At 59.3% G+C, this 18,995-nt stretch carries 21 protein-coding genes; 11 read left to right on the top strand and 10 right to left on the bottom strand.

Translation table 11 applies throughout. The features are described from left to right. Positions 1 to 20 precede the first annotated feature (20 nt). Positions 21 to 431: a MerR family transcriptional regulator gene (locus V4T21_RS13085; RefSeq protein WP_189424535.1), complete on the bottom strand. Its 411-nt coding sequence runs from the start codon at positions 429 to 431 to the stop codon at positions 21 to 23. Between the two features lie 145 nt (positions 432 to 576). Between V4T21_RS13085 and V4T21_RS13080 the strand changes: the two genes are divergently transcribed. Together V4T21_RS13080 and V4T21_RS13075 are read left to right on the top strand one after the other, a co-directional pair. Further along, the gene (locus V4T21_RS13080) at positions 577 to 819 is read left to right on the top strand and encodes a GDCCVxC domain-containing (seleno)protein (RefSeq protein ID WP_244639968.1); all 243 of its coding nucleotides are present in this window, start codon (positions 577 to 579) and stop codon (positions 817 to 819) included. Next, positions 816 to 2,165 carry a dihydrolipoyl dehydrogenase family protein gene (locus V4T21_RS13075; protein WP_440589654.1) on the top strand — a complete coding sequence of 450 codons (1,350 nt, stop codon included), beginning with the start codon at positions 816 to 818 and terminating at the stop codon, positions 2,163 to 2,165. Before V4T21_RS13080 ends, V4T21_RS13075 begins: the two co-directional genes overlap by 4 nt. A 260-nt stretch (positions 2,166 to 2,425) precedes the next feature. On the opposite strand, the gene V4T21_RS13070 is transcribed toward V4T21_RS13075, so the two are convergent. Beyond that, the gene (locus V4T21_RS13070) at positions 2,426 to 2,779 is read right to left on the bottom strand and encodes an ArsR/SmtB family transcription factor (protein WP_189424737.1); all 354 of its coding nucleotides are present in this window, start codon (positions 2,777 to 2,779) and stop codon (positions 2,426 to 2,428) included. Positions 2,780 to 2,826: 47 nt separating this feature from the next. Between V4T21_RS13070 and V4T21_RS13065 the strand changes: the two genes are divergently transcribed. From V4T21_RS13065 to V4T21_RS13045, 5 genes are all read left to right on the top strand, one after another. Beyond that, positions 2,827 to 3,720: a cation efflux transmembrane domain-containing protein gene (locus V4T21_RS13065; RefSeq protein WP_133676200.1), complete on the top strand. Its 894-nt coding sequence runs from the start codon at positions 2,827 to 2,829 to the stop codon at positions 3,718 to 3,720. Between the two features lie 82 nt (positions 3,721 to 3,802). Next, a complete protein-coding gene (locus V4T21_RS13060) occupies positions 3,803 to 4,804 on the top strand; it encodes a sodium:calcium antiporter (RefSeq protein WP_332717520.1) in 1,002 nt (333 codons plus the stop codon). After that, positions 4,804 to 5,547 (top strand): cytochrome c biogenesis CcdA family protein, encoded by a 744-nt coding sequence (locus V4T21_RS13055; protein WP_332717518.1) that lies wholly within the window; start codon positions 4,804 to 4,806, stop codon positions 5,545 to 5,547. The genes V4T21_RS13060 and V4T21_RS13055 overlap by 1 nt, the downstream gene beginning before the upstream one ends. Before the next feature lie 27 nt (positions 5,548 to 5,574). After that, a complete protein-coding gene (lspA, locus tag V4T21_RS13050) occupies positions 5,575 to 6,045 on the top strand; it encodes a signal peptidase II (RefSeq protein WP_332717516.1) in 471 nt (156 codons plus the stop codon). Positions 6,046 to 6,074: 29 nt separating this feature from the next. After that, a complete protein-coding gene (locus V4T21_RS13045) occupies positions 6,075 to 7,355 on the top strand; it encodes a cytochrome P450 (RefSeq protein WP_332717514.1) in 1,281 nt (426 codons plus the stop codon). Positions 7,356 to 7,866: 511 nt separating this feature from the next. Here V4T21_RS13045 and V4T21_RS13040 read toward each other — a convergent pair. Both V4T21_RS13040 and V4T21_RS13035 read right to left on the bottom strand, forming a co-directional pair. Further along, positions 7,867 to 9,789 (bottom strand): AAA family ATPase, encoded by a 1,923-nt coding sequence (locus tag V4T21_RS13040; RefSeq protein WP_332717512.1) that lies wholly within the window; start codon positions 9,787 to 9,789, stop codon positions 7,867 to 7,869. A gap of 131 nt (positions 9,790 to 9,920) precedes the next feature. After that, entirely contained in the window at positions 9,921 to 10,526 is a 606-nt protein-coding gene (locus V4T21_RS13035; RefSeq protein ID WP_332717510.1) for a hypothetical protein, read from the bottom strand. 155 nt (positions 10,527 to 10,681) lie between these two features. On the opposite strand from V4T21_RS13035, the gene V4T21_RS13030 reads away from it, so the two are divergent. Continuing rightward, positions 10,682 to 11,005, top strand: a complete 324-nt coding sequence (locus tag V4T21_RS13030; protein ID WP_332717508.1) for a helix-turn-helix transcriptional regulator — start codon at positions 10,682 to 10,684, stop codon at positions 11,003 to 11,005. Between the two features lie 438 nt (positions 11,006 to 11,443). Here the strand turns inward: V4T21_RS13030 and V4T21_RS13025 are convergent, their stop codons facing one another. Next, the gene (locus V4T21_RS13025; protein ID WP_332717506.1) at positions 11,444 to 11,920 is read right to left on the bottom strand and encodes a DUF305 domain-containing protein; all 477 of its coding nucleotides are present in this window, start codon (positions 11,918 to 11,920) and stop codon (positions 11,444 to 11,446) included. A gap of 37 nt (positions 11,921 to 11,957) precedes the next feature. Then, a complete protein-coding gene (locus tag V4T21_RS13020; RefSeq protein ID WP_332717504.1) occupies positions 11,958 to 12,263 on the bottom strand; it encodes a hypothetical protein in 306 nt (101 codons plus the stop codon). Positions 12,264 to 12,284: 21 nt separating this feature from the next. On the opposite strand from V4T21_RS13020, the gene V4T21_RS13015 reads away from it, so the two are divergent. The 3 genes from V4T21_RS13015 (at position 12,285) to V4T21_RS13005 (ending at position 14,360) form a co-directional block, all read left to right on the top strand. Continuing rightward, complete coding sequence (locus V4T21_RS13015; protein ID WP_332717502.1) at positions 12,285 to 12,749, top strand: hypothetical protein; 465 nt, start codon at positions 12,285 to 12,287, stop codon at positions 12,747 to 12,749. 127 nt (positions 12,750 to 12,876) lie between these two features. Then, entirely contained in the window at positions 12,877 to 13,920 is a 1,044-nt protein-coding gene (locus V4T21_RS13010; protein WP_332717500.1) for an acyltransferase family protein, read from the top strand. Next, positions 13,917 to 14,360: a FixH family protein gene (locus tag V4T21_RS13005; protein ID WP_332717498.1), complete on the top strand. Its 444-nt coding sequence runs from the start codon at positions 13,917 to 13,919 to the stop codon at positions 14,358 to 14,360. The genes V4T21_RS13010 and V4T21_RS13005 overlap by 4 nt, the downstream gene beginning before the upstream one ends. Before the next feature lie 22 nt (positions 14,361 to 14,382). Here V4T21_RS13005 and V4T21_RS13000 read toward each other — a convergent pair whose 3' ends face one another. The 4 genes from V4T21_RS13000 to V4T21_RS12985 all read right to left on the bottom strand — a co-directional run bounded on the left by V4T21_RS13000 (position 14,383) and on the right by V4T21_RS12985 (position 18,689). Then, positions 14,383 to 15,279: a cytochrome c gene (locus V4T21_RS13000; protein ID WP_332717496.1), complete on the bottom strand. Its 897-nt coding sequence runs from the start codon at positions 15,277 to 15,279 to the stop codon at positions 14,383 to 14,385. Next, positions 15,276 to 15,845, bottom strand: a complete 570-nt coding sequence (locus V4T21_RS12995; RefSeq protein ID WP_319019399.1) for a c-type cytochrome — start codon at positions 15,843 to 15,845, stop codon at positions 15,276 to 15,278. The genes V4T21_RS13000 and V4T21_RS12995 overlap by 4 nt, the downstream gene beginning before the upstream one ends. Positions 15,846 to 16,287: 442 nt before the next feature. Further along, positions 16,288 to 17,151 (bottom strand): WD40/YVTN/BNR-like repeat-containing protein, encoded by an 864-nt coding sequence (locus tag V4T21_RS12990; protein WP_332717491.1) that lies wholly within the window; start codon positions 17,149 to 17,151, stop codon positions 16,288 to 16,290. A 56-nt stretch (positions 17,152 to 17,207) separates the two neighbouring features. Next, entirely contained in the window at positions 17,208 to 18,689 is a 1,482-nt protein-coding gene (locus V4T21_RS12985) for a multicopper oxidase family protein (RefSeq protein WP_332717489.1), read from the bottom strand. Positions 18,690 to 18,995 lie beyond the last annotated feature (306 nt).

Below are 18,995 nucleotides of genomic sequence, written 5' to 3'. Positions count from 1 at the left end.
TTGTCGCGACATGGCAATCATCAGCCCGGCGCCCGGCTGAGCACGTCGATAATCGGGCAGTCGGCAGCCGTTCCGCCCTCACAGCGTGCGGCCGTATCGGCAAGCGTACGCTCCATGCGCCGAAGATCGGCAATCTTGAGCCGAATATGCTTCAGATGGGCCAGCGCCGCCTCCTGCACATCGCCGCAGGCGTAACTGCCTTCGACAAGTCCTAACAAATTGCGGATTTCGTCGAGGGTGAAGCCCAGCTCACGGCTGCGCCGGATGAACACCAGCCGTTTCCGGTGCGCGCTGGAATAAAGCCGGTGGCCGCCTTGGGTCCGGGGCGGCGATGGCAATAGCCCGACCCGTTCATAATAGCGGATCGTTTCGATATTGACGGCGGTTCGCTGTGACAGCTCCCCAATGCCGAACTCCCGGTTTTGAGCCAAAAATAACCTCTTGTATCTGTAGCCGCTACAGATTGTATCCTACAGCTTGAAGCCAACCGGATCGAGGGAAACTGGACGTGCTGCCAGCCCTCGCGGTCTTCACCGGGACTACGATTTACGCTCTTTAGAGAAAGCAACCGACGACATGGCGGATTTTAAGAGCACTCTCATCTGTCCGCGCTGTGGACACCAGGAAACCGAGATCATGCCTACGGACGCATGCCAGTTCTTCTATGACTGCAAAGGCTGCGGTACTGTCCTGCGCCCGCATGACGGCGATTGCTGCGTCTACTGCTCCTATGGATCCGCGCCGTGCCCGCCGATTCAGGAAGCTCGAAAACGCGGTTCATCCGGGAACTGCTGCGCCGCTTCAGGGGTTGGCGCATGATGACAGAGAAATTCGACCTGATCGTTATTGGCACCGGAACGGCCGCGCGCGTGGCGGCGATGCGCACCCACGCGGCGGGGCGTTCCGTCGCCGTGATCGACTACAAGCCCTTTGGCGGCACCTGCGCGCTCCGCGGCTGCGATCCGAAAAAGATGCTGGTCGGCGGGGCCGCCGCGATCGACCATGCCAGGCGCATGCAGGACAAGGGGATCGCCGGCATGCCGCTTATCGATTGGCCCGAGCTGATCGCCTTCAAGCGCAGCTTTACCGATCCCGTACCGGAAATGCACGAGGACAGTTACGCGGAAAAGGACATTGCCGCCTTCCACGGCCAGGCGCGATTTACCGGACCGAACAGCGTCGAGGTCGAGGGAACCGCGCTCGAAGGCGCCCACATCCTGATCGCCACGGGCGCAAAACCGGTGACGCTCGGAATCCCCGGCGAAAAACATTTGATCGACAATGAGGACTTTCTTGCCCTCGAATCCCTGCCGGAACGCATTGTCATGGTCGGCGGCGGCTATATCGCGGCCGAGTTCTCCAGTATCGCGGCGCGCGCCAACGCGAAAGTGACGGTGCTGCAACGCGGCGATCGGATGCTCACCCATTTTGAGCCGGAGCTGGTCGGCTGGCTGATGGAGAGTTTCGAGGCGGTCGGGATCGACGTGCGCACGGGCACGGAAGTGACGTCGATCGAGACGGCCGGAGACGGATATCGCATCACAGCTTCATCGGGCGGACAGAGCGTGACCATAGAGGCCGACTTGGTCATCCATGCCGCCGGGCGCGTCCCGAACCTCGACGGCCTCGATCTTGACGCCGCCGGGGTGGCGGTGAAGGATCGCCGCTTGCAGCTCAATAAGTATCTGCAAAGCGTCTCGAACTCGGCTGTTTATGCAGCCGGCGATGCCGCCCAGGTTGGCCCGCCGCTCACGCCAGTATCGAGTCACGACGCAAAATTGGTTGTCAGCAACATCCTTGAAGGCAACGGGCACAAGCCAGATTATCGTGGCGTCCCGCGCGTTGCGTTTACGCTTCCGCCGATCGCCGCCGTGGGCCTGAGCGAAGAAGAAGCGCAGCGGCAGGGGCTAAAATTCAGCATAAAGTCACAAAAGGCCTCGGACTGGTTCACCGCCCGGCAGACGGCCGAGCCGGTTTACGGGTTCAAGGTGATGGTCGAGGAAGGTACTGAACGGGTGCTCGGGGCGCATCTGGTCGGCCCGCACGCTGATGAAATCATCAACCTGTTCGCGCTCGCAATCCGGCACGAGCTGACTGCAACGGCGCTCAAGCAGACGATGTTCGCCTATCCGACCGGAGCCTCTGACATCGGTTACATGCTTTAGGAGCGCAGCGTTTAGCCTCGCCTTTGCGCGCGGCGCCCGGGAATAGGGTCCATCAAGGTGTAGAAGGCCAGCGGCGGCAACGTGACGACCTGTCCGTCAGGCCCTTCGAAACGGATCACGTCCGCGGCCCGATCCTGGACTTGCATGGCCAGGAACGGCGATCCGCGCCGGTGTGCTGCCGAGGAAGGTACGCCTCATGCGCGACCTGAAATCGGCGGGACCGCAAAATGGAGCGCTGCGCCAGCAATAACCCGCTTGGATCAGCTTGTGCCATAGTTCCCGCAGGTATCTACGGCGCACGCGGTCTCCGTCAGCAGCTCGTCGCTAAGCAAAAACAGATCATTCAGACGTTGATCGCTCAGGCGATAATGGACAAAACGGCCGCGCTGCTCGCCGGAGACGAGGCCGCATTCGCTGAGACACCGCAGATGGTTCGACGCGTTCGGCTGCGACAGACCCGTGATCGCGACGATCTCGCCGACAGACAACGGCCGCGTGCGCAAAGCATCAAGAATTGACAAGCGCGAGGCATCGGCCAATCCCCGGAATAGCTTCGTACGCAGAGCAAAGGTTGTATCCTTGATCCGCTCCAGCACTTCGACATTACTAGACATATCAGTCACGGATGATATATAGCCTCTCTCGAACAGGAAAGATAGCCATGACAATAGCAGCATCAGCGCACGATGCCGAGACCGCACGCTACCGCGTCACCGGCATGGATTGCCCCTCCTGCGCGGCTAAGATCGAGAAGGCAGTGCGCTCGGTTGGGGTGGACGAGGTAAAGGTTTCGACTGCCACGCAGATCATGACGTTGCACGTCAGCGACCCCGCGTCCTGCCTCCCGGAGGTCGAACGCGCTGTCAGCGGCATCGGATACCGGCTTGACCGTCTGGATGCACCCGAAACCGACACCGAGGGCGACATTGACGATCTGCCCAAGGACCTATCGCACATTACACCGGCCTATAAACGCGCGTTGTGGATCGTGGTCGTACTCAATGTCGGCTACGGAATCATCGAGATGTTCGGTGGCTTTATTTCTGGTTCGCAGGCGCTAAAGGCCGACGCACTCGATTTCCTGGGCGACGGCCTCATTACTTTTCTTGGCATCCTCGCCATCGGGTGGAGCATCGTCTGGCGCGCCCGTTCCGCCTTAATCCAAGGCCTTTTTCTTGGAGCGCTCGGCCTTGGGGTCCTTGTGAATACGGCCTATCGCGTGCTGGTGCAGCAGCAACCCGAGGCCGAGTTGATGGGCCTGTTCGCACTGGTTGCACTCGTCGTCAATGTGGTTGCGGTTCTTCCATTGCTGCCCCACCGAACGGGCGACGCGAATGTGCGGGCGGTCTGGCTTTTTTCGCGCAACGACGCGATCGGAAACGCAGCCGTCGTCGTGGCGGCAGGCCTGGTGGCTTGGACAGGAACGGCTTGGCCGGACCTCGTCGTCGCCGCCGTGATCGCCGGCCTGTTCCTGCAGTCGTCCTGGTCGATCATCCGCGACGCCCGCAGCGATTTGCGGGAAGCTTCGTCGACACGGCGGAGCGCTCCGGCATGATATCGAGCCGCAAACCCGACCGCTCCTTCACGAACCGCGCCTTGTCGATCAGCTCGATCCGGACAACCTGTCACGGAGGAGCATGAGCACTTGGATATGGGCTGCTGTCCTGTTGGCCGCCGTCTTCGCGGCGGCGTGGGGTTCCGATCATCTGGCGGAGCCCCTTCGTAAGTTGCGCAAACAGTGGGGGCTTTCGGCGGCTGCTGGCGGCTCTCTGATTGGCATCGCCACTGCAAGCCCGGAAGTCGGTGTCAACGTTACCAGCGCCGTGCGGGGCGTGACCGATATCGGCTTGGGGGCAATGCTCGGCTCGACCGCCATCGGCATCCCCGCGCTCGTTTCCGTCGGCTATCTCGCAACGCGCAAGCGCGACATTCCGGATGATCCGGGACATCAACAGCACCTGCGCGAGCACCTATTGCGTGTTGATCCGAAAGCAGCAACCGTGCAGGCTCTTCCATATCTCGGCATATTGGCGCTCGCGGCTCTCCTGATCCTTCCTGCGCCCTGGCAGGGGCTACAGCCAATTGATGGCGGGGTCCTGTTGGCCGCCTATGCCGCCTATGCCGCCCAGGCGTTTTTTCGCGGCCGCGAGAAGCCCGAGCAGGTCGAGTGGTCGCGCAAGGGGATATGGATGGCGGTCGCCGGCGTTGGGGTTCTCGCACTCGGCGCCTATTTCACCGTCATCTCGACCCAAAATCTAGTGCAGGCGTTTGGCATCTCGCCGATCATCGGCGGCCTGTTCATCACTGCGCCGGTTGCCGCCCTGCCAGAGATCTTCGCGTCCTGGAAGGTGTCGCGGAGCGGCCAGATCACGCCGGCACTCACCAACATCATCGGCGATCACGCCATGACCATGACGGTCGGATTTCTGCCCTTGGCGCTTGTCGGGACGCAGATCGACAACTTCCGGCTGGTCTGGGTAAGTTTCGTCTTTGTCGCGCTTATGCCTGCGCTCTACGCGGCGTTCGTCCGCTGGGGCGGGTCCGAACCCGGCTTCCGCCGCTGGCAGGTTCTTACCCTGGTTGGCGCCTACGCTACCTATGTAGCCGTCGTTGTCGTCTGGGTGCTGGAGCTGGTCTGATGGAGATTTCCAGTATCGGAATAGCGACAGCCTTCGCCGCAGGCGTGATATCCTTTTTGTCGCCCTGCGTTCTGCCGCTAGTACCGGGCTATATATCCTATGTCGCGGGGCGCACGATCAGCGCCGACGGGGTTCCGGCCCATTCCGGAATAAAGGCGGCGAGCCGAACCCTCGGCCTCAGCCTCTGCTTCGTTCTCGGCTTCTCGACCGTGTTCGTCTTGCTCGGGGCCAGTGCGACCGCGTTGGGCGGACTCCTGCGCACGCATCTTTACGAAGCAAACCTGATCGGCGGTGTGATCGTCGTCATCTTCGGCTTGTTCACAACCGGCCTTGTACCGATGCCTTGGCTCGATCGTGACGTGCGGTTCCATTCCAGTCCGAACAGCGGCGGCGCTTGGTCTGCCTACTTGCTCGGTCTCGCTTTCGCGTTCGGCTGGACCCCATGCATCGGACCTGTGCTGGGCTCGATCCTGGCCCTATCCGCCGCTAACGCCACGGTTGCAAGCGGAACGGCGCTGTTGGCCGTATACTCGCTGGGCCTTGGCCTGCCCTTTATCCTGGCCGCTCTGTTCATGCGCGGATTCATGACACGGATGTTGTCAATGCGCCGAACTGGCCGGGTGCTCAAAATCGTCGCTGGCGGGGTGATGGTGGTCATGGGTATCGCCATGATTACCGGCCATCTCTCCAGCTTTGCAATTTGGCTCCTCCAGACGTTCCCGGCCCTCGGCCGAATCGGCTGAGCCGGGGTTTTTAAGGGATTATGCGATATGCTCAGGCTCGGCCTTCCAATCGTCCTTGGCGGATTTCTCCTTGATCAGGCGACGAAATGGTTGGTCCTGAACCATGTCATGAACCCACCTCAGGTCATCCCTGTCACCGATTTCTTCAATCTCGTGCTCGGCTTTAACACCGGCGTGAGCTTCGGATTGTTCGGCGAGGCTCCGGCTTGGATCCTGATGGCGTTCACGCTTGCCATAGTCGCCGGGCTCCTGGGCTGGATCAAGCGAACCGACAACCGTCTCACGGCCGCCGCCCTCGGGCTTATCGTCGGGGGCGCGCTGGGCAATCTGCTCGACCGGCTGCGGCAGGGCGCCGTGACGGATTTTCTGGATTTCTACATTGGCAGCTATCATTGGCCAGCCTTCAATCTTGCCGACGTGGCGATCGTATGCGGGGCGGGGCTCTTGCTCATCGAGAGCGTCCTAGCCAGAGACGACACGAAAGCCCGTAGCGCCTGAACCAGTGCCTGCCCGACGAAGGACGCTCAATGCCTCAGATCCCCCGCACCGCAACGCCGGACGCCACTCTGGCCCTTATCAATGATCCGTATCGGTTCATATCGAAGCGATGTCGGAAGTATGGGGCAGACCTATTCGAAACACGGCTGATGCTGCAAAAGGCGACCTGCATGACCGGGCCGGAAGCGGCTCGGCTCTTCTACGACAACGACCGGTTCATGCGGCGTGGCGCCATGGTCGGGCGGATTCAAAAGACGCTGCTCGGACGGGGAGGCGTGCAGGGCCTGGACGACGAGGCTCACAAACACCGCAAGCAGATGTTCATGTCGCTGATGAGCGCTGAGCAGCTCGCTCGGCTGGTGGCGGGAACCGCCGAAGAGTGGCAGACCTGCGCTCGCGCCTGGACGCTAAAGGACGAAGTGGTTCTATATGACCAGTTGCACGGCCTTCTCACGCGCGCTGCCTGCGCCTGGGCCGGTGTGTCGCTCGCGGACTCAGAAGTCGCGCAGCGAACGCGAGAGATCACCGCGCTATTCGATTATGCCGGATCTATTGGGCCGAAACACTGGTGGGCTCGCTTGGCCCGCAAGAGGAGCAACCGCTGGATCGAGACCATCATCGGTCAGATTCGAAGCGGCCGGTTACGCCCCGCCGAACAATCCGCTGCCCATGTTATTGCATGGCACCGGGATCTGAACGGTGAGTTGCTGCCGCCTCACTTCGCTGCTGTGGAAGTGCTAAACGTGATCAGACCGATTGTGGCCGTCAGCGTCTACATCACGTTTGTAGCGCACGCCCTGCATCAATATCCTGAGTGTCGGCGCAAGCTCCAGGCCGGCGATGATGAGAGCTACACTGAACTCTTTGCCCAGGAGGTCCGCCGGTTCTATCCTTTCTTTCCTGCTGTCGCGGCACGGGTGCGCCGTGACTTTGAATGGCAGGGGTATCACTTCCCCCAAGGACGCCGCGTTCTCCTCGACCTTTACGGCACAAACCATGATGCGCGCTCATGGGAAACACCCGAAACGTTTCGGCCAGAACGGTTTGGTGATTGGGACAGGAGCCCCTTCAACTTCGTCCCTCAAGGTGGCGGCGATCACCATATGCATCACCGATGCCCAGGTGAGTGGATCACGATCGAACTGATGAAGCAGGCTTCGGAGGTTCTATCCAGAAGCATACGGTATGATGTGCCGGAGCAGGATCTGCGGATCGACTATTCGAGGTTGCCTGCTCTGCCGCGCAGCCGCTTCATCATCAAAAACGTTCGGCAGACTTCGACCCGCATTCCTGCTGCGTCGCCAAGCTGACGCCGTGCGTTCAACGGCAAATTTGGCTGGGTGCATTGGTGCCGGCGACGTCCGGCAACAATAAGCGAGAATGGACATCAAAATCGTTCTCCGCTCGCCGCGACACAAGCTCAACGAGCTGCCGGTTGCCAAAATTGCATAATCATAGCATCTTGAGTATTATGTTTAAAATCAATGGCTTAGTTCCATAATGTTAATTATGCGACAAACATGGATGGCTCGGCTTTAAGCCCTGACCGCGACTTTACGCGTTCCGTTCTCAACGCTTTCGAACGGTCCCAACAATTGCAGGAACCGGACGGAGTCTCACTCCCCACTCCTCAAGCATAGGAGCATTTGAAAGCTCAACTGCGCCGGGCTCAAATATGGTCATCTTCTCGAGATCGTCAGCAAGAGCCCGTAATTTAGAGACCGTCGCGAGGACATCGGCGCGCATGAAGTCGATTCTGGCCATTTCGCTTACTCGGGGTTTGATAGAGAAGGACAGTGTGAGGAGAAAAGCCCCGTTCACCTATGGTTTTGGGCCGTTCCGCTCGAGAATGGACAGAAAGTTCGACCCGTTGAGGAAGCGCTTGTCGATGAGGGCGTCGGCAATTGCACGAACGTCCCGTTTGTGGGTGACAATCAAGTCCTTGCTTTGGCCGTAGAGTTCTCGAAGATGCTTGTCTACCGCAGCGGAGTGTCGCTCACTTCGCGCAAGGATCATCGGCACACTCTCCTTGTCGGCACGAAAAATCATTTCCTCGCCGAGACCGGTGCCAAGGTGAAGCAGGCCGATGTGCATGGTTGCGCGAGCAAGGTCACTCGCAGAACTTCCACCCGAGCCGGTGCCAGGCTCACCGAGCAGCACTTCTTCCGCGGCCCGTCCGGCGAGCGCCTGGATGACGTGGCGTTCCAGGTCGGAACGCGTTGACAGGTAGGGATCAGTGTCGGTTTGGGTGTATCCCCCATGGTTTTGTCCCGAGATGATCGAGATTGCCTTGACCTCTCCCAGTCCAAGGGCGTGGCACACAACAGCGTGCCCGGCCTCGTGAACTGCCACGCGTTCGACATGAGGAGCGGTGCGGCGTTCGTCGGGAACGAGGACCTCCAGAAGGTCGATCATCTCCATGGCTCGCTTTGCGCGACGCGCCGTCCGTCGTGCTGACCTCACCCGGTCGACGACTTGGGCCCCGGTCGCTCCATACGCGAGTTCAGCGATATAGGTAAGGTCTTCGCCGACAAGGTCGCTGCCGAGATGTTGCCTGAAGATCCCCGCGAGAGCGTCGGCGTCCGGAAGTTCGATCTCAATGATCTTCGACAGGCGCCCAGGCCGGACCAGAGCCCGGTCGATACGGTCTCCATGGTTGGTTGCACCAAGGATGATCAAATTGTTGGTGGCGTTCGAAACCGCGCCGTCCAGCGTGATCAGCAGATGGGTGATCACCGGCAACCACCAGTCCGCTCCGCGAGGAGAGATGGTGGCACGATCAGGGACCGCGTCCAGTTCATCGAGCAGCAGAATGGCAGGAGACATCGCGCGAGCCGCCGCAAAGGTTTGGTCGATCTGCTTGATGATGCTGTCGAGATACCCAGGCGAATTTGCGAACCAGGCTCCGACGCTGGTGGCAATCAGGGGCAACCCCGCACTCTTGGCCAGACTGCGCGCGAATGTGGTCTTGCCCATGCCCGGGGGTGAGACCAGGACTGCGTTGCGGTCGATGGCTTCAAATGGGATCTCACCCCGGCGCCAACTTTCCAGGTCCTCCAGAAGATTGACTGCCCATTCTTTCGCTACACCGTATCCGTGGAGGTCGGCGATTTCGGGAACGTCAGCCAAGGTGGTGTCGATGCGACGTTTGGAGTCCACAGCGCGTCGCAGGCGGTTCAGACACTCATCGGCATTAGATCCCTGGCGGATACAGGCCGCCATTTCCTCAAACTCGAGACCTGCGATATCCTTGTTGTGGAGTCCCTCCGGGATAGTGCCGGTCACAGCCTTGATGGCGGCCGAGATGACGCGTGCATCCGGAGGTGGGAGTTTAAGCACTTGATCGGCTGAGGCCAACATCGCTGGCGGGAGCATTTGCGCGGGTTGATGGGAAATGCCGAAAGCACGACCGCCTGTGCCGAGGACGGCGACAAGTTGCTGTGAGGTGACGTCATCTCGCGAGGGTTTCTTGATGGCGGGCGGGCAATGGTGAAGGTCCCACGAACCCATCGTCTTGAGCGCGCGATGCAGAGGTTCACACCAATCGAATGACGGCGCCTCCACCACAAGGCAGAACCCCTCACGCGTGCTGATGTCGCGGATGCCTTCGATCCCGATAACGCTCTCGATCAATGCCCGCGGAAGAAGGTTCTCCACCGTGTGGCCGCGCTTGCGTGGAAACCTTGCGGTGGATGGTTCCAGTTCGAGATCAAGATCGTCCAAATAGTCGTCGTTATCGGCCATGATGTCTCCAGAGCACCTCACCTACCGGCGGGCGCGGATTTTGATGGATGCCTTGCGATGCGCGGCAGCGAGATCGGGTAGGCGGCCCTGTTGGTGAGGCCCGGGCCTCACGCTCTCGGCTGAGGGTTAGATCAATCCTGACTACTGATGAGATCAATTCGCGAATGCGGAAGAATAGGTTTGTCGAGATCGATCATCAGCGTGCCGTCGCTGATCATTTGAAAAACGGCGGCCACGGGCGGGGCGGACTTGACCTCACGGGCACAATCGATGACCGTTGAGTAGCCATTCTCGATGAGGTGCAGCAGGACGGCCATGCGATCTTCGGGAGGCACCCAGACCTGGGCGGCATTGCTGATATATTGGCTGTTCGAGAGTCGGGGCTGTCGATGAACGACCGATTCCGGTATGATGCAAACACGACGCGTGGCGGCACTACGTTCACGTTTGATCGCGCGGATTCGGAGCATAGGAAGTTTTTCGTGCCAAATGCCGCCCGGAACGACGATAATGGTCATCACGTTGGCTTTGTAGCTCACGCGATGCGCAATCACAGAAGTCAGACCTGCCGCATCGAGTGCCTTGCGAATGACGGCATCATCTCCCAAAGAGTGGGAGCAGGGACAGGCTTTGATGAGCGAGAGAAAGTTTCGCAGCAGACGAGGGGGCGGGGGGCCAGCGGAAAAGTTGCCAAGTTGAATCGGGATCATCTCGGGGTCGTGGAAGGCGCAGGACATCGGGTACCCTCGCAATGGTGGGATGGAACGACGCGAGAAAGCACGCGCCGGCCTGATTAGCCGCCGCAGACGCTCGATTGATGATGTTTGGAAGGACGGTGGTGCAGTCACCGTGGACAGGCTTGTTGCACAAAAACGACGAAAGATCAAGAAGAATGTCGAAAAACGATACTTTGGCCGCTGATTTGGTTAATAAATCTTCCTCTGCGACATCATCTGCGGGCAATCGAAAACGTCTACCCAGTGCAGCGCAGGTGCGCGCTGCGAGGGCTATTCTTGACTGGACTCAAGATGACCTCGCTGGCGCGGCGGGTATCACGCCACAGACCGTCCGCCTCCTCGAGACCGGTCAAAGAGTCCCGTTTGATCGCACTTTGCGCGCCATGAAAAGCGCCTTCGAGGCCGCTGGCGTTACCTTCGTCGTCGAGGCCAGGGGGGAGGGCGTAATCCTATTACAGGCAGTTTCCGAACAAGAATGAGAAGGGCATTTTCCGGTAAATGCGGATACCTCCGGTTGTGCGATCGTAGATGCCGCGCGGTTGTGAGGGCCTGGGAGTCGGCAGTGGCACCGAGAGCACCGGGAACGCCGAGACGAAAAAGCAGAAGACGGTTCTGGCAAACAGGTTGTTGAATTAGAAAGCATGCCGCATCGAGAGGGGCAGCGCCCCGGGTGTATTACCGTTCGTCGGGGAGCACGCCCCGGGATAGTCGCTTGAAAGGTCGGGGGTCGGGGTGATCCCGGCCGAAGCTGATTGCAGCAGGAAGATCAGCGTATGATCTGCCAGATTTCGGCAACGGAGGGCAGAAAGATCGCGACTCCGCCGCGCACCACATCGAGTGCAGCCAGCATGGCATTAACCATGGCAATGCCATGCTAAGGTAAGAAGGTGACCGGGATCGCTCCCGGTCACTGCCATTTATCGGGCGTCGAGCCACTCAAGCATTTCGGCGATCTCACGTTCCTGGGCGTCGACGATTTCCTCGGCGAGCTCCTTTACCCACTCGTCCTCGCTATACTCCAGGGCCGCGTTGGCCATCGCGAGCGCGCCCTGATGGTGTGGGATCATGCCGCAAATGAAGGCGACATCGAAGTCTTCGGCCATCATGGCCGCCATCATATCGTTATGCATGGCGCCCATATCGGCCATCATGGCCTGGTGGCCCTCGCTCATCCCTTCCATCATTGCACCCATGTCCATCGACATGCCGGCCATGTGGTCGGCGTTCTCGAGACAGATTTCGGGCAAATCCGAGCTTTCATTGGCATCGGCATCCATGCTCATTCCGTCCATGGACATGCCATCCATGTTGGAATGATCCATGCCCTGCGCCATCGCAATTGACGTTGTGCTGGTCAAGAGGATGGCGAGGCCGAGGGTTTTGAACGTCTTCATTGGTATTCTCCGGTTTGAAATTGATCGTTATCGCGGTTCAAACCAGTGGCTTTGGAGGAGGGGCAGGAACCTTGGGATCTTCGCCGCTTCTGTGCAGGACAGGATAGGCATCAACCAGAACAGCCGTTCGTTCCAAAAGTATCGGGCGAGCTGTGTTGGCAGGCATCAGGCAGCAGGCAATCGCTGCACACTCCTCGTGGCCACTTAAATCGTGCTCCACGTCGTTGTGGTGCGCAGCCGTCTGCTGCCCATCTTGCGGAGGCGAACTCATGGCGCTCGGCGCAGCCAGAAGGCTGAACACGACCAATAACGGAAGAAGAATCAATTTCGCAAATTCGGGCATCAGTCTGATGAGAAATCTTCCATGGTCGGCGCTTCAGCAGGGGAACGTCTTTGGGTGGACCTGATCGATTCGGTTCCCTATGGTGACAAGGTAGTCATCGTATTGGGGCAAATTGCGGCAGTGACCGGTCCAACGGCGAACGCCTCTTCGTGGAAAACGTTCTTGCGCCTGATCGTTGTGGCGTGGGTAATCGTTGTTGCGCTGCCTCTACAGGCGACCCACGCCCCGCTGCATGGCCCCACTGCGGAAACTCTCTTGTCGGGAATGGACTGGGCTGGAGATCCCCAGATCGATGAGGCCGGCACACTTGGTGCTGGCCAGCACGACAACACCGACCACGTCCATGAAACGCCCATAATCGTGAACGCCCGCTGGGCGAGTCTACCCGACTGGTTGCGGTCGTGGAAACATTCTCATGTCAGGACTCAGATATCAGATCGTCCTGCACCAATTGATCAGCCCCCGAGACCGGAACAGAGCGCATAACTCTGTTTTCTGACCCGCCGAACATCGGTTTCAGCGGTGACGAGATGTAATCCAACATCAGATTCCGGTATGACCAATGAACCGACCCGTCAATGGGCCGGCGTCAGCTTCTGGCGCGGGCACGCCCATGATGCTTTCGACCGCCTTCGGAAACCCCGACAACAGTTACAATGCCGTGCGCTTGATCGCTGCGTTGAGTGTGGTGCTCTCCCATTCGCTACTTCTGGGCTTGAACTCACCGAGTTACGATCCCTTGAGCTGGGCCGCTTACGATCTGGGGGCAACAGCAGTAAACGTGTTCTTTGTCATATCGGGCGCGATGCTCACCCACAGCGTGTTGCAGCGAGGACTCGGGCAGTTTGTCCGGAATCGATTCTTGCGGATCTACCCGGCGCTGATCGTCAGCGCTGCACTCATTTCCCTCATTATAGGTCCTTTCGGAACAGGTGCACGCCTTTGGGAGTATTATTCCAGCCCACAGACCTGGCTCTACCCTCTCAACGTCGCATGGAACTTCGAGGGGGCCGTCCTGCCGTCCATGTTCGAGCACGGCCGATATCCCGGCGATGTAAACGTACCGCTCTGGACCATAAAATACGAAATCCTGAGTTACATTGTCTTCGGGATTGCTGCGGCTTTGGGACTTCTGCGCCATCCATCCATTGCGTTTGCTGCGTGGGCGGCGTTCGGCTTTGCCCTTCTGGCCGACGTTGGCGTCGATCCCACCGGTGAAACGCCAGTCGAGAGCCTCTTCCGCTTTGGATTTGCCTTTCTCACCGGGGCGGTGGCGCGACGATTCGGCGAAGTAATTCCCCTGCGGTTTGGTTGGGCAATGGCGGCGCTTGCCTTGGCGGTGGCCGGCACGGGAACCCGGTTTGGCGAGGTGACCTGGATCATTGGGATAGGGTATGCAGCGCTCTACGTGGGCGCCAAGAACTGGGGTCGGATCGCCGAGTTCGCGCGGCGGCACGATCTTTCCTACGGCATCTACCTCATGGCATGGCCAATCCAACAGGTCCTGACGCGGGAGCCCATCTGGTTCGGGCCGCAGGTTGCTGTGCTTTTCTTGCTGTCCAGCACCATTTCCGGAAGCCTGGCGTATCTCTCTTGGAAATTCGTTGAGAAGCCAGCCCTTCGCCGCAAAGCGCCAGCCTCGGAGAAGGAACCGTGAAAGCGAAAGGAAAGAGCCGACGCCGGAAAGCGAGCGGAATCTCGTTGGTGATGATCTGGACAGTCGGGACCTTGTTTTTTGGCCTTGTCCTGATCCTTGCGAGCATTCCACTCGTTTCCAATCCCGCTCAGCGTGCGACCGGTGAGGACACCGTCGATACGTCGGGCATCACGGTCAATGTCAGTGCCAGCTTGGCGGACGATAGAACCCTCACCGTATTCATCAGGTCGCCCGTGGATCGAGCCGATATCATCGATCCACGGGTAAAAATTGAGATGCCTGGACATCAGATGACTGTAGATGCCGACGTCTTGTCAGCAGGTCCCGGAGCCTTTCAAGCCAGTGCGATGCTACCGATGGCCGGGCAGTGGGAGGTGCAGGTCAGTATCGGCGACGACGTCATAAGATTGCCGGTAGATGCGAACCCGGCTGGGCCGTAGCCACTAAAACCAACACCGACCCTCACTGATCCATCAAAAATTCAGCCATGTCCTCAATATGCTGATCCAACAAATAGCTGGTGGAGAGGTGAACGACTTCAGCCATCGCACCTCCAAAAGCATCGCCAGTCGGGGTGAGCCCGGTGCGCAGCGCCGCAATCAGGCTTTCCTCGGTCCAGCCCCCCTCGGCAAGCGCCTCGGTGGTGATCGGGGGTGCGGTCCAACCCGCAGTGCCGCCTGAAGCACCAGCGAACTGAGCGTCAGTATCCAAGCCGCCAGCAAAGTTTCTCGGTGTGTGACAGGCAGCGCAATGGGCCGGTCCCTCCACCATAAACCGTCCACGGTTCCACGATGTCGATTTGGTCTCGTCGACGACATAGTCCACAGGCTCGTAGAAAAAGGTGCGCCAGAGCTTCACGCCCTGGCGAATGCTGAATGGCAGTGGGACCTCGTTCTCTTCAGGCACGAAGTTGGATGGAGGAACCTCTTGGACAGCGGCCCACATGTCGGCCATATCGCGATCGGTAAGAGTGGCATAAAATTCGAACGGGAATGCCGGGTAATATGGAGATCCATCGGGCGCAACCCCGTGCCTTACGGCCCGAACGAAGTCTTGGAAGCTCCAGTCGCCGATGCCAAATTCTGGATCAGGGGTAATGTTTGGGGATACGAAGGTGCCGAAATCAGAGGCCAATGAAACTCCCCCAGCCCATGGGTCGCCGTCTTCGATCGTGTGGCAGGTGACACAGCCCGATAGGCGGGCAAGATACGCACCGCGCTTGGCGTCACCGGTAATTTGCTGCGACAAATCGGGAGTGGAGCTAGGCATGAGCATCCAGGTCACCAAGCCCAGGCCAAAGCCGCCCAAGAGCACCGCGGTTACAACGGGCCATTTGAGATCGATTTTTGGCCAGGTCACTTGCGAAACACCGTGTGGCAGGCCGAGCAGGTGCCGGCGATATCGGTTGCAACCGCGGCAGCGCTTCTGATCGATTGTGTTTCCGGGTCAGAGCTTGAATTTTCGGGGTCAGATTTCGGCGCCAGTCCGAGCAGCACCGAGGTATCCATGCTTGTCCAGTCATTTCGCGCCACCCGAGCGGTCTCCAGCGTCGGTTGGTCAGTGGTCCTTTCTAACTCTTGGGCCAGGCTCTCCAGTTGCTGGGCATACTGAGCAAAGAGAGCCCAGTCCTCCCATATTTCCGGACGTGCTTCCGAAGGGAATTCCGTAGTGCCTTGGGGGAACAACTCGGTCATTGCGTTGCCGGAGTGAGCCGCAATCATTGCTGCGGCCTCCTCAATCACCGCAGGGCCTGGATCGGAAGAGCCGTTGATGATTGGCGTCAGGACCTGCATCTGCTCGCCCAACATCATCATGCCCATCATCCTGTCGGCGACTATGCCGGTGGCGCCGTTATGCGCAAATGCGGACGCACAGCCTGTTGCTGCGCCGGCAAAAGCCAGCGCATAAAAACATGTTCGTTTCATAAGATATCTCTCGGTTGGAACTCGAAATTGCTGTCAATCAGACAGCCAAGGAGTCCTTCCGAGGAGGAGGGGGATCGACCACGAATAAATGAACCGTTAGCTCCAGCGCCGCACTGGTCCAAACCGTTGTCGTCGTATCGAGACGGAGCGCTGACGCTAGTGGGTGCGACAGCAGCAGAGGTCCGCAGTGTTTCGATCCGTGGCCCGAATGGGTATCGTCGGCTGCCGATCGGTCAAGAGACGAGGACGTGTGGACGTGGTCACTGATCTCGACATTTTGTGCTGCATGGAGGTGAGCAGTCGAGGCCACCATCAACGCAAGTGCCAAAAAAATGGTTCCCAGCGCCTTCAAACCCGAGCCTTCACGAATCGCCAACCTAATGGCCCATTGATACCGATGATGATGGTTTGATTAGGGCCGTCGGCCCCAATCGTGGCTCATTTACGGAACCGAAATATCGACTGACCCATCCGACGAAAGGAGAACAAGTCCACCTCCATCGGTTGCCGCTACATACCCGCCTTCAGGCATGGATGTGAGATGAAGTAGATAGGTATCATCGAAATCGTCGGCGACAACGGCGAAGTCGAGTTCAGTCTCAGGTGAATGCACCACGCCAACCCCAAGAACGAAGGCATGAACCCCGTTTGCGTCTACATGGACAGAAGAAACCGGCGCGCTTGTTTCATATATCCTGACCCAGGTTCTGCCCGCGTCCTCACTTTTGAAAAGACCTGAATTGGTCGCGGCATAGAGGGCATCCGGAGAGATGCCCGATGCGGCAAGATCGATAATGCCGTCCGGCAGCAGACCAATCTCCTCCCAACTGCGGCCGGCGTCTGTGCTCGTTTGAAGGGAGGCGCCGTGATGTACGCCATAAAGGACTTCCGGATTGGCGCCGCTGACCGTCATCTGGTGGAAATCGACCGGCCCACCGACGCCTTCAGCGATCTTGGACCAGGTCTCGCCTCCGTCGACGCTCTCGATGACACCTATATTGCCGCCCGCGATCGGATGACCGCTGGCCCAGTATCGTTCGTTTTCAGTTGGGTGGGTCGAGAACCCCATGAAGTCGTCGCGGCTGTCTCCTAAAAGCTGGGCAGTCTCGTTGTCGAGATTTACACTCCACAGTCCATGGTGGGTTGCCATAAGGACTTCGGCGGTATTCTCCTGCGACGCCAAGCCGTGGACGTGCGTGGTTTCCAGAACTTCGCTCAGCGGCTGAAGCTCCTGTCCTAGTGCGGCCTGAGAGAGCGTTGCGGAAGCAGCTATCAGAAGTGCGGTCATGCTGCGGTTCGTGATCATGAATATCTCCAAAAATAGTGGACCAGCCCCGCTCGACGGGGTCGGTCGGTTCTGGTTTAGGCCTGGACCCGGAATTCGGTCATCATGCCGGTCGACAGGTGCGGCATGTGATGGCAGTGCAGCATCCATCGAGCCGCCTCGCCTGCGTCCATGGCAATTGTTACGCTGGCCATCGGGGGGACATAGACAGTGTCGCGGACGGCTCCGGAAATCCGGCGAGCGTTAAGGCCGACGACCTGGAAGGCGTGCCCGTGCAGATGCATCGGGTGGCCCATCATCGACATGTTGTGGAACATCAGCTCAACCCGTTCGCCGCTCTTGGCCGTGATAGGCCTATGTTCGCCCCAGCCGCGACCATCGATTGTCCAGACATAGGGCGACATCGACCCGTCCAGCATAATCATCTGGCTGTTGCTCACCTCCCTGTCGGAGAGAGGATTGATCGCGCGGAACCGCCCTTCCTGGGAGAGATCGATGTCGAAAGCGGGTGACGACGTCTCCCCCAAGTCTGACATTTTCGATACTGCCGCCCCTGCCGGTGCAAGCATCAGACCGGTGCGCTCGCGCTCGCCTTCGCGGAGCGCCAGGATGGGGAAGGTGCGCGTCTCGGAAGGGAGGTCGAGGTCGATATCGAGACGCTGTCCCATCGCAAGTCCGAACCGGTTGCCGTTGAGGGGCGAAATCCTGTGGCCATCGACCGCTACTAAACGCCCCCCGATGCCGGTGTCGATCCAGAAGGTGGTCGCCGACGAGGCGTTGATGATGCGCAACTTGACGCGCCCGCCGCGTTCGACCTGAACGACTTCCGGGTCGTCGAGCGTGCGGTCGTTGGTGAGATACGCATCGAAGTTGAAGTCATTGAGATCCATGGCCATGGTCGACATGTTTGCCATATCGCTCATATTCATCTGCCCCATGTCCATGTCGCCATGGTCCATCTGCATCGAACCTTGTGGCGTCGCAACGGAAGAACCGTGATCCATGTCCGCATGCCCGGCGCCCTGGGTAATCTCATCAAGGACCGCTTGTGGATCCTTGAACGAGAAATCGTGCAGGAACATCACCACTTCCTGGCGGTCCTCAATAACGTCTTCTGTGCTGCGCACGATGAGCGGTGCAGCAAGGAGGTTCATTTCCTGGGTCGGCACGTGGCTGTGCATCCAGTGGGTGCCCGCCAGCGGCTCGAAATCATAGTCCCGGGTTTCGCCAGGCACGAGCTTGGGGCGTGGCAGATCCGGAACGCCGTCCTGGATATTGGGCGGTATCTGCCCGTGCCAGTGAACGATGGTTTCAACGTCGAGGGTATTCTCCAAGGTGAGCTTAAATCGTTCGCCGGGATCGAGGATAAGTCCCTGACCGCCGCCAGGGCCGGCGATACCGTAGACGGAGGCGGCCCTTCCGTTGACCTCGATGGTGCGAGTAGCGACCGTGAGTTGGCGAGACGATTCCTGAGCCCGACCTATGCGAGGAAGGACAGTGGTTGCCGCAAGCGCGGCAGTTGCCGTGAGAAAGCCACGGCGGGTCAGCACGTTTGTCATTTGAATAGTCCGATCGATGCGCTCAAAAGGCGCGACTGTACGTTACCGCTTGTGAGGCGGCGCGTTAGACGAGGATCGGATTGTGTTTCGGAGGGCGCCGGCCAGGTTCGGGAACAAAAGAGATTGGACCCAAGCCATGAGGCGGGGCAGATCTCAGGGTCAGAGCCAGAGGCGAATGCAAGCTCACCGGCTCAGACAGCGGACCGGCCACTGCACATGCGGTCGCGCACAGCGTATCGTGGTGCCGCTCGTGTCCGTCGTCAGAACATTTGGCACACCTCGCGGCGTAGATTAGCGGAGTGCGGG

Origin of the sequence: Pelagibacterium mangrovi (assembly GCF_036662815.1) — a bacterium.
Lineage (GTDB): Bacteria > Pseudomonadota > Alphaproteobacteria > Rhizobiales > Devosiaceae > Pelagibacterium > Pelagibacterium mangrovi.
This window is presented reverse-complemented; position numbering and strand designations above follow the sequence as displayed.

Bases quoted from the DNA above. Each gene is read 5' to 3' on its own strand.
- V4T21_RS13080 (WP_244639968.1), top strand. From the start codon at position 577: ATGGCGGATTTTAAGAGCACTCTCATCTGTCCGCGCTGTGGACACCAG.
- V4T21_RS13075 (WP_440589654.1), top strand. From the start codon at position 816: ATGATGACAGAGAAATTCGACCTGATCGTTATTGGCACCGGAACGGCC.
- V4T21_RS13070 (WP_189424737.1), bottom strand. From the start codon at position 2,779: ATGTCTAGTAATGTCGAAGTGCTGGAGCGGATCAAGGATACAACCTTT.
- V4T21_RS13065 (WP_133676200.1), top strand. From the start codon at position 2,827: ATGACAATAGCAGCATCAGCGCACGATGCCGAGACCGCACGCTACCGC.
- V4T21_RS13060 (WP_332717520.1), top strand. From the start codon at position 3,803: ATGAGCACTTGGATATGGGCTGCTGTCCTGTTGGCCGCCGTCTTCGCG.
- V4T21_RS13055 (WP_332717518.1), top strand. From the start codon at position 4,804: ATGGAGATTTCCAGTATCGGAATAGCGACAGCCTTCGCCGCAGGCGTG.
- lspA (WP_332717516.1), top strand. From the start codon at position 5,575: ATGCTCAGGCTCGGCCTTCCAATCGTCCTTGGCGGATTTCTCCTTGAT.
- V4T21_RS13045 (WP_332717514.1), top strand. From the start codon at position 6,075: ATGCCTCAGATCCCCCGCACCGCAACGCCGGACGCCACTCTGGCCCTT.
- V4T21_RS13040 (WP_332717512.1), bottom strand. From the start codon at position 9,789: ATGGCCGATAACGACGACTATTTGGACGATCTTGATCTCGAACTGGAA.
- V4T21_RS13035 (WP_332717510.1), bottom strand. From the start codon at position 10,526: ATGTCCTGCGCCTTCCACGACCCCGAGATGATCCCGATTCAACTTGGC.
- V4T21_RS13030 (WP_332717508.1), top strand. From the start codon at position 10,682: ATGTCGAAAAACGATACTTTGGCCGCTGATTTGGTTAATAAATCTTCC.
- V4T21_RS13025 (WP_332717506.1), bottom strand. From the start codon at position 11,920: ATGAAGACGTTCAAAACCCTCGGCCTCGCCATCCTCTTGACCAGCACA.
- V4T21_RS13020 (WP_332717504.1), bottom strand. From the start codon at position 12,263: ATGCCCGAATTTGCGAAATTGATTCTTCTTCCGTTATTGGTCGTGTTC.
- V4T21_RS13015 (WP_332717502.1), top strand. From the start codon at position 12,285: ATGGTCGGCGCTTCAGCAGGGGAACGTCTTTGGGTGGACCTGATCGAT.
- V4T21_RS13010 (WP_332717500.1), top strand. From the start codon at position 12,877: ATGATGCTTTCGACCGCCTTCGGAAACCCCGACAACAGTTACAATGCC.
- V4T21_RS12995 (WP_319019399.1), bottom strand. From the start codon at position 15,845: ATGAAACGAACATGTTTTTATGCGCTGGCTTTTGCCGGCGCAGCAACA.
- V4T21_RS12990 (WP_332717491.1), bottom strand. From the start codon at position 17,151: ATGATCACGAACCGCAGCATGACCGCACTTCTGATAGCTGCTTCCGCA.
- V4T21_RS12985 (WP_332717489.1), bottom strand. From the start codon at position 18,689: ATGACAAACGTGCTGACCCGCCGTGGCTTTCTCACGGCAACTGCCGCG.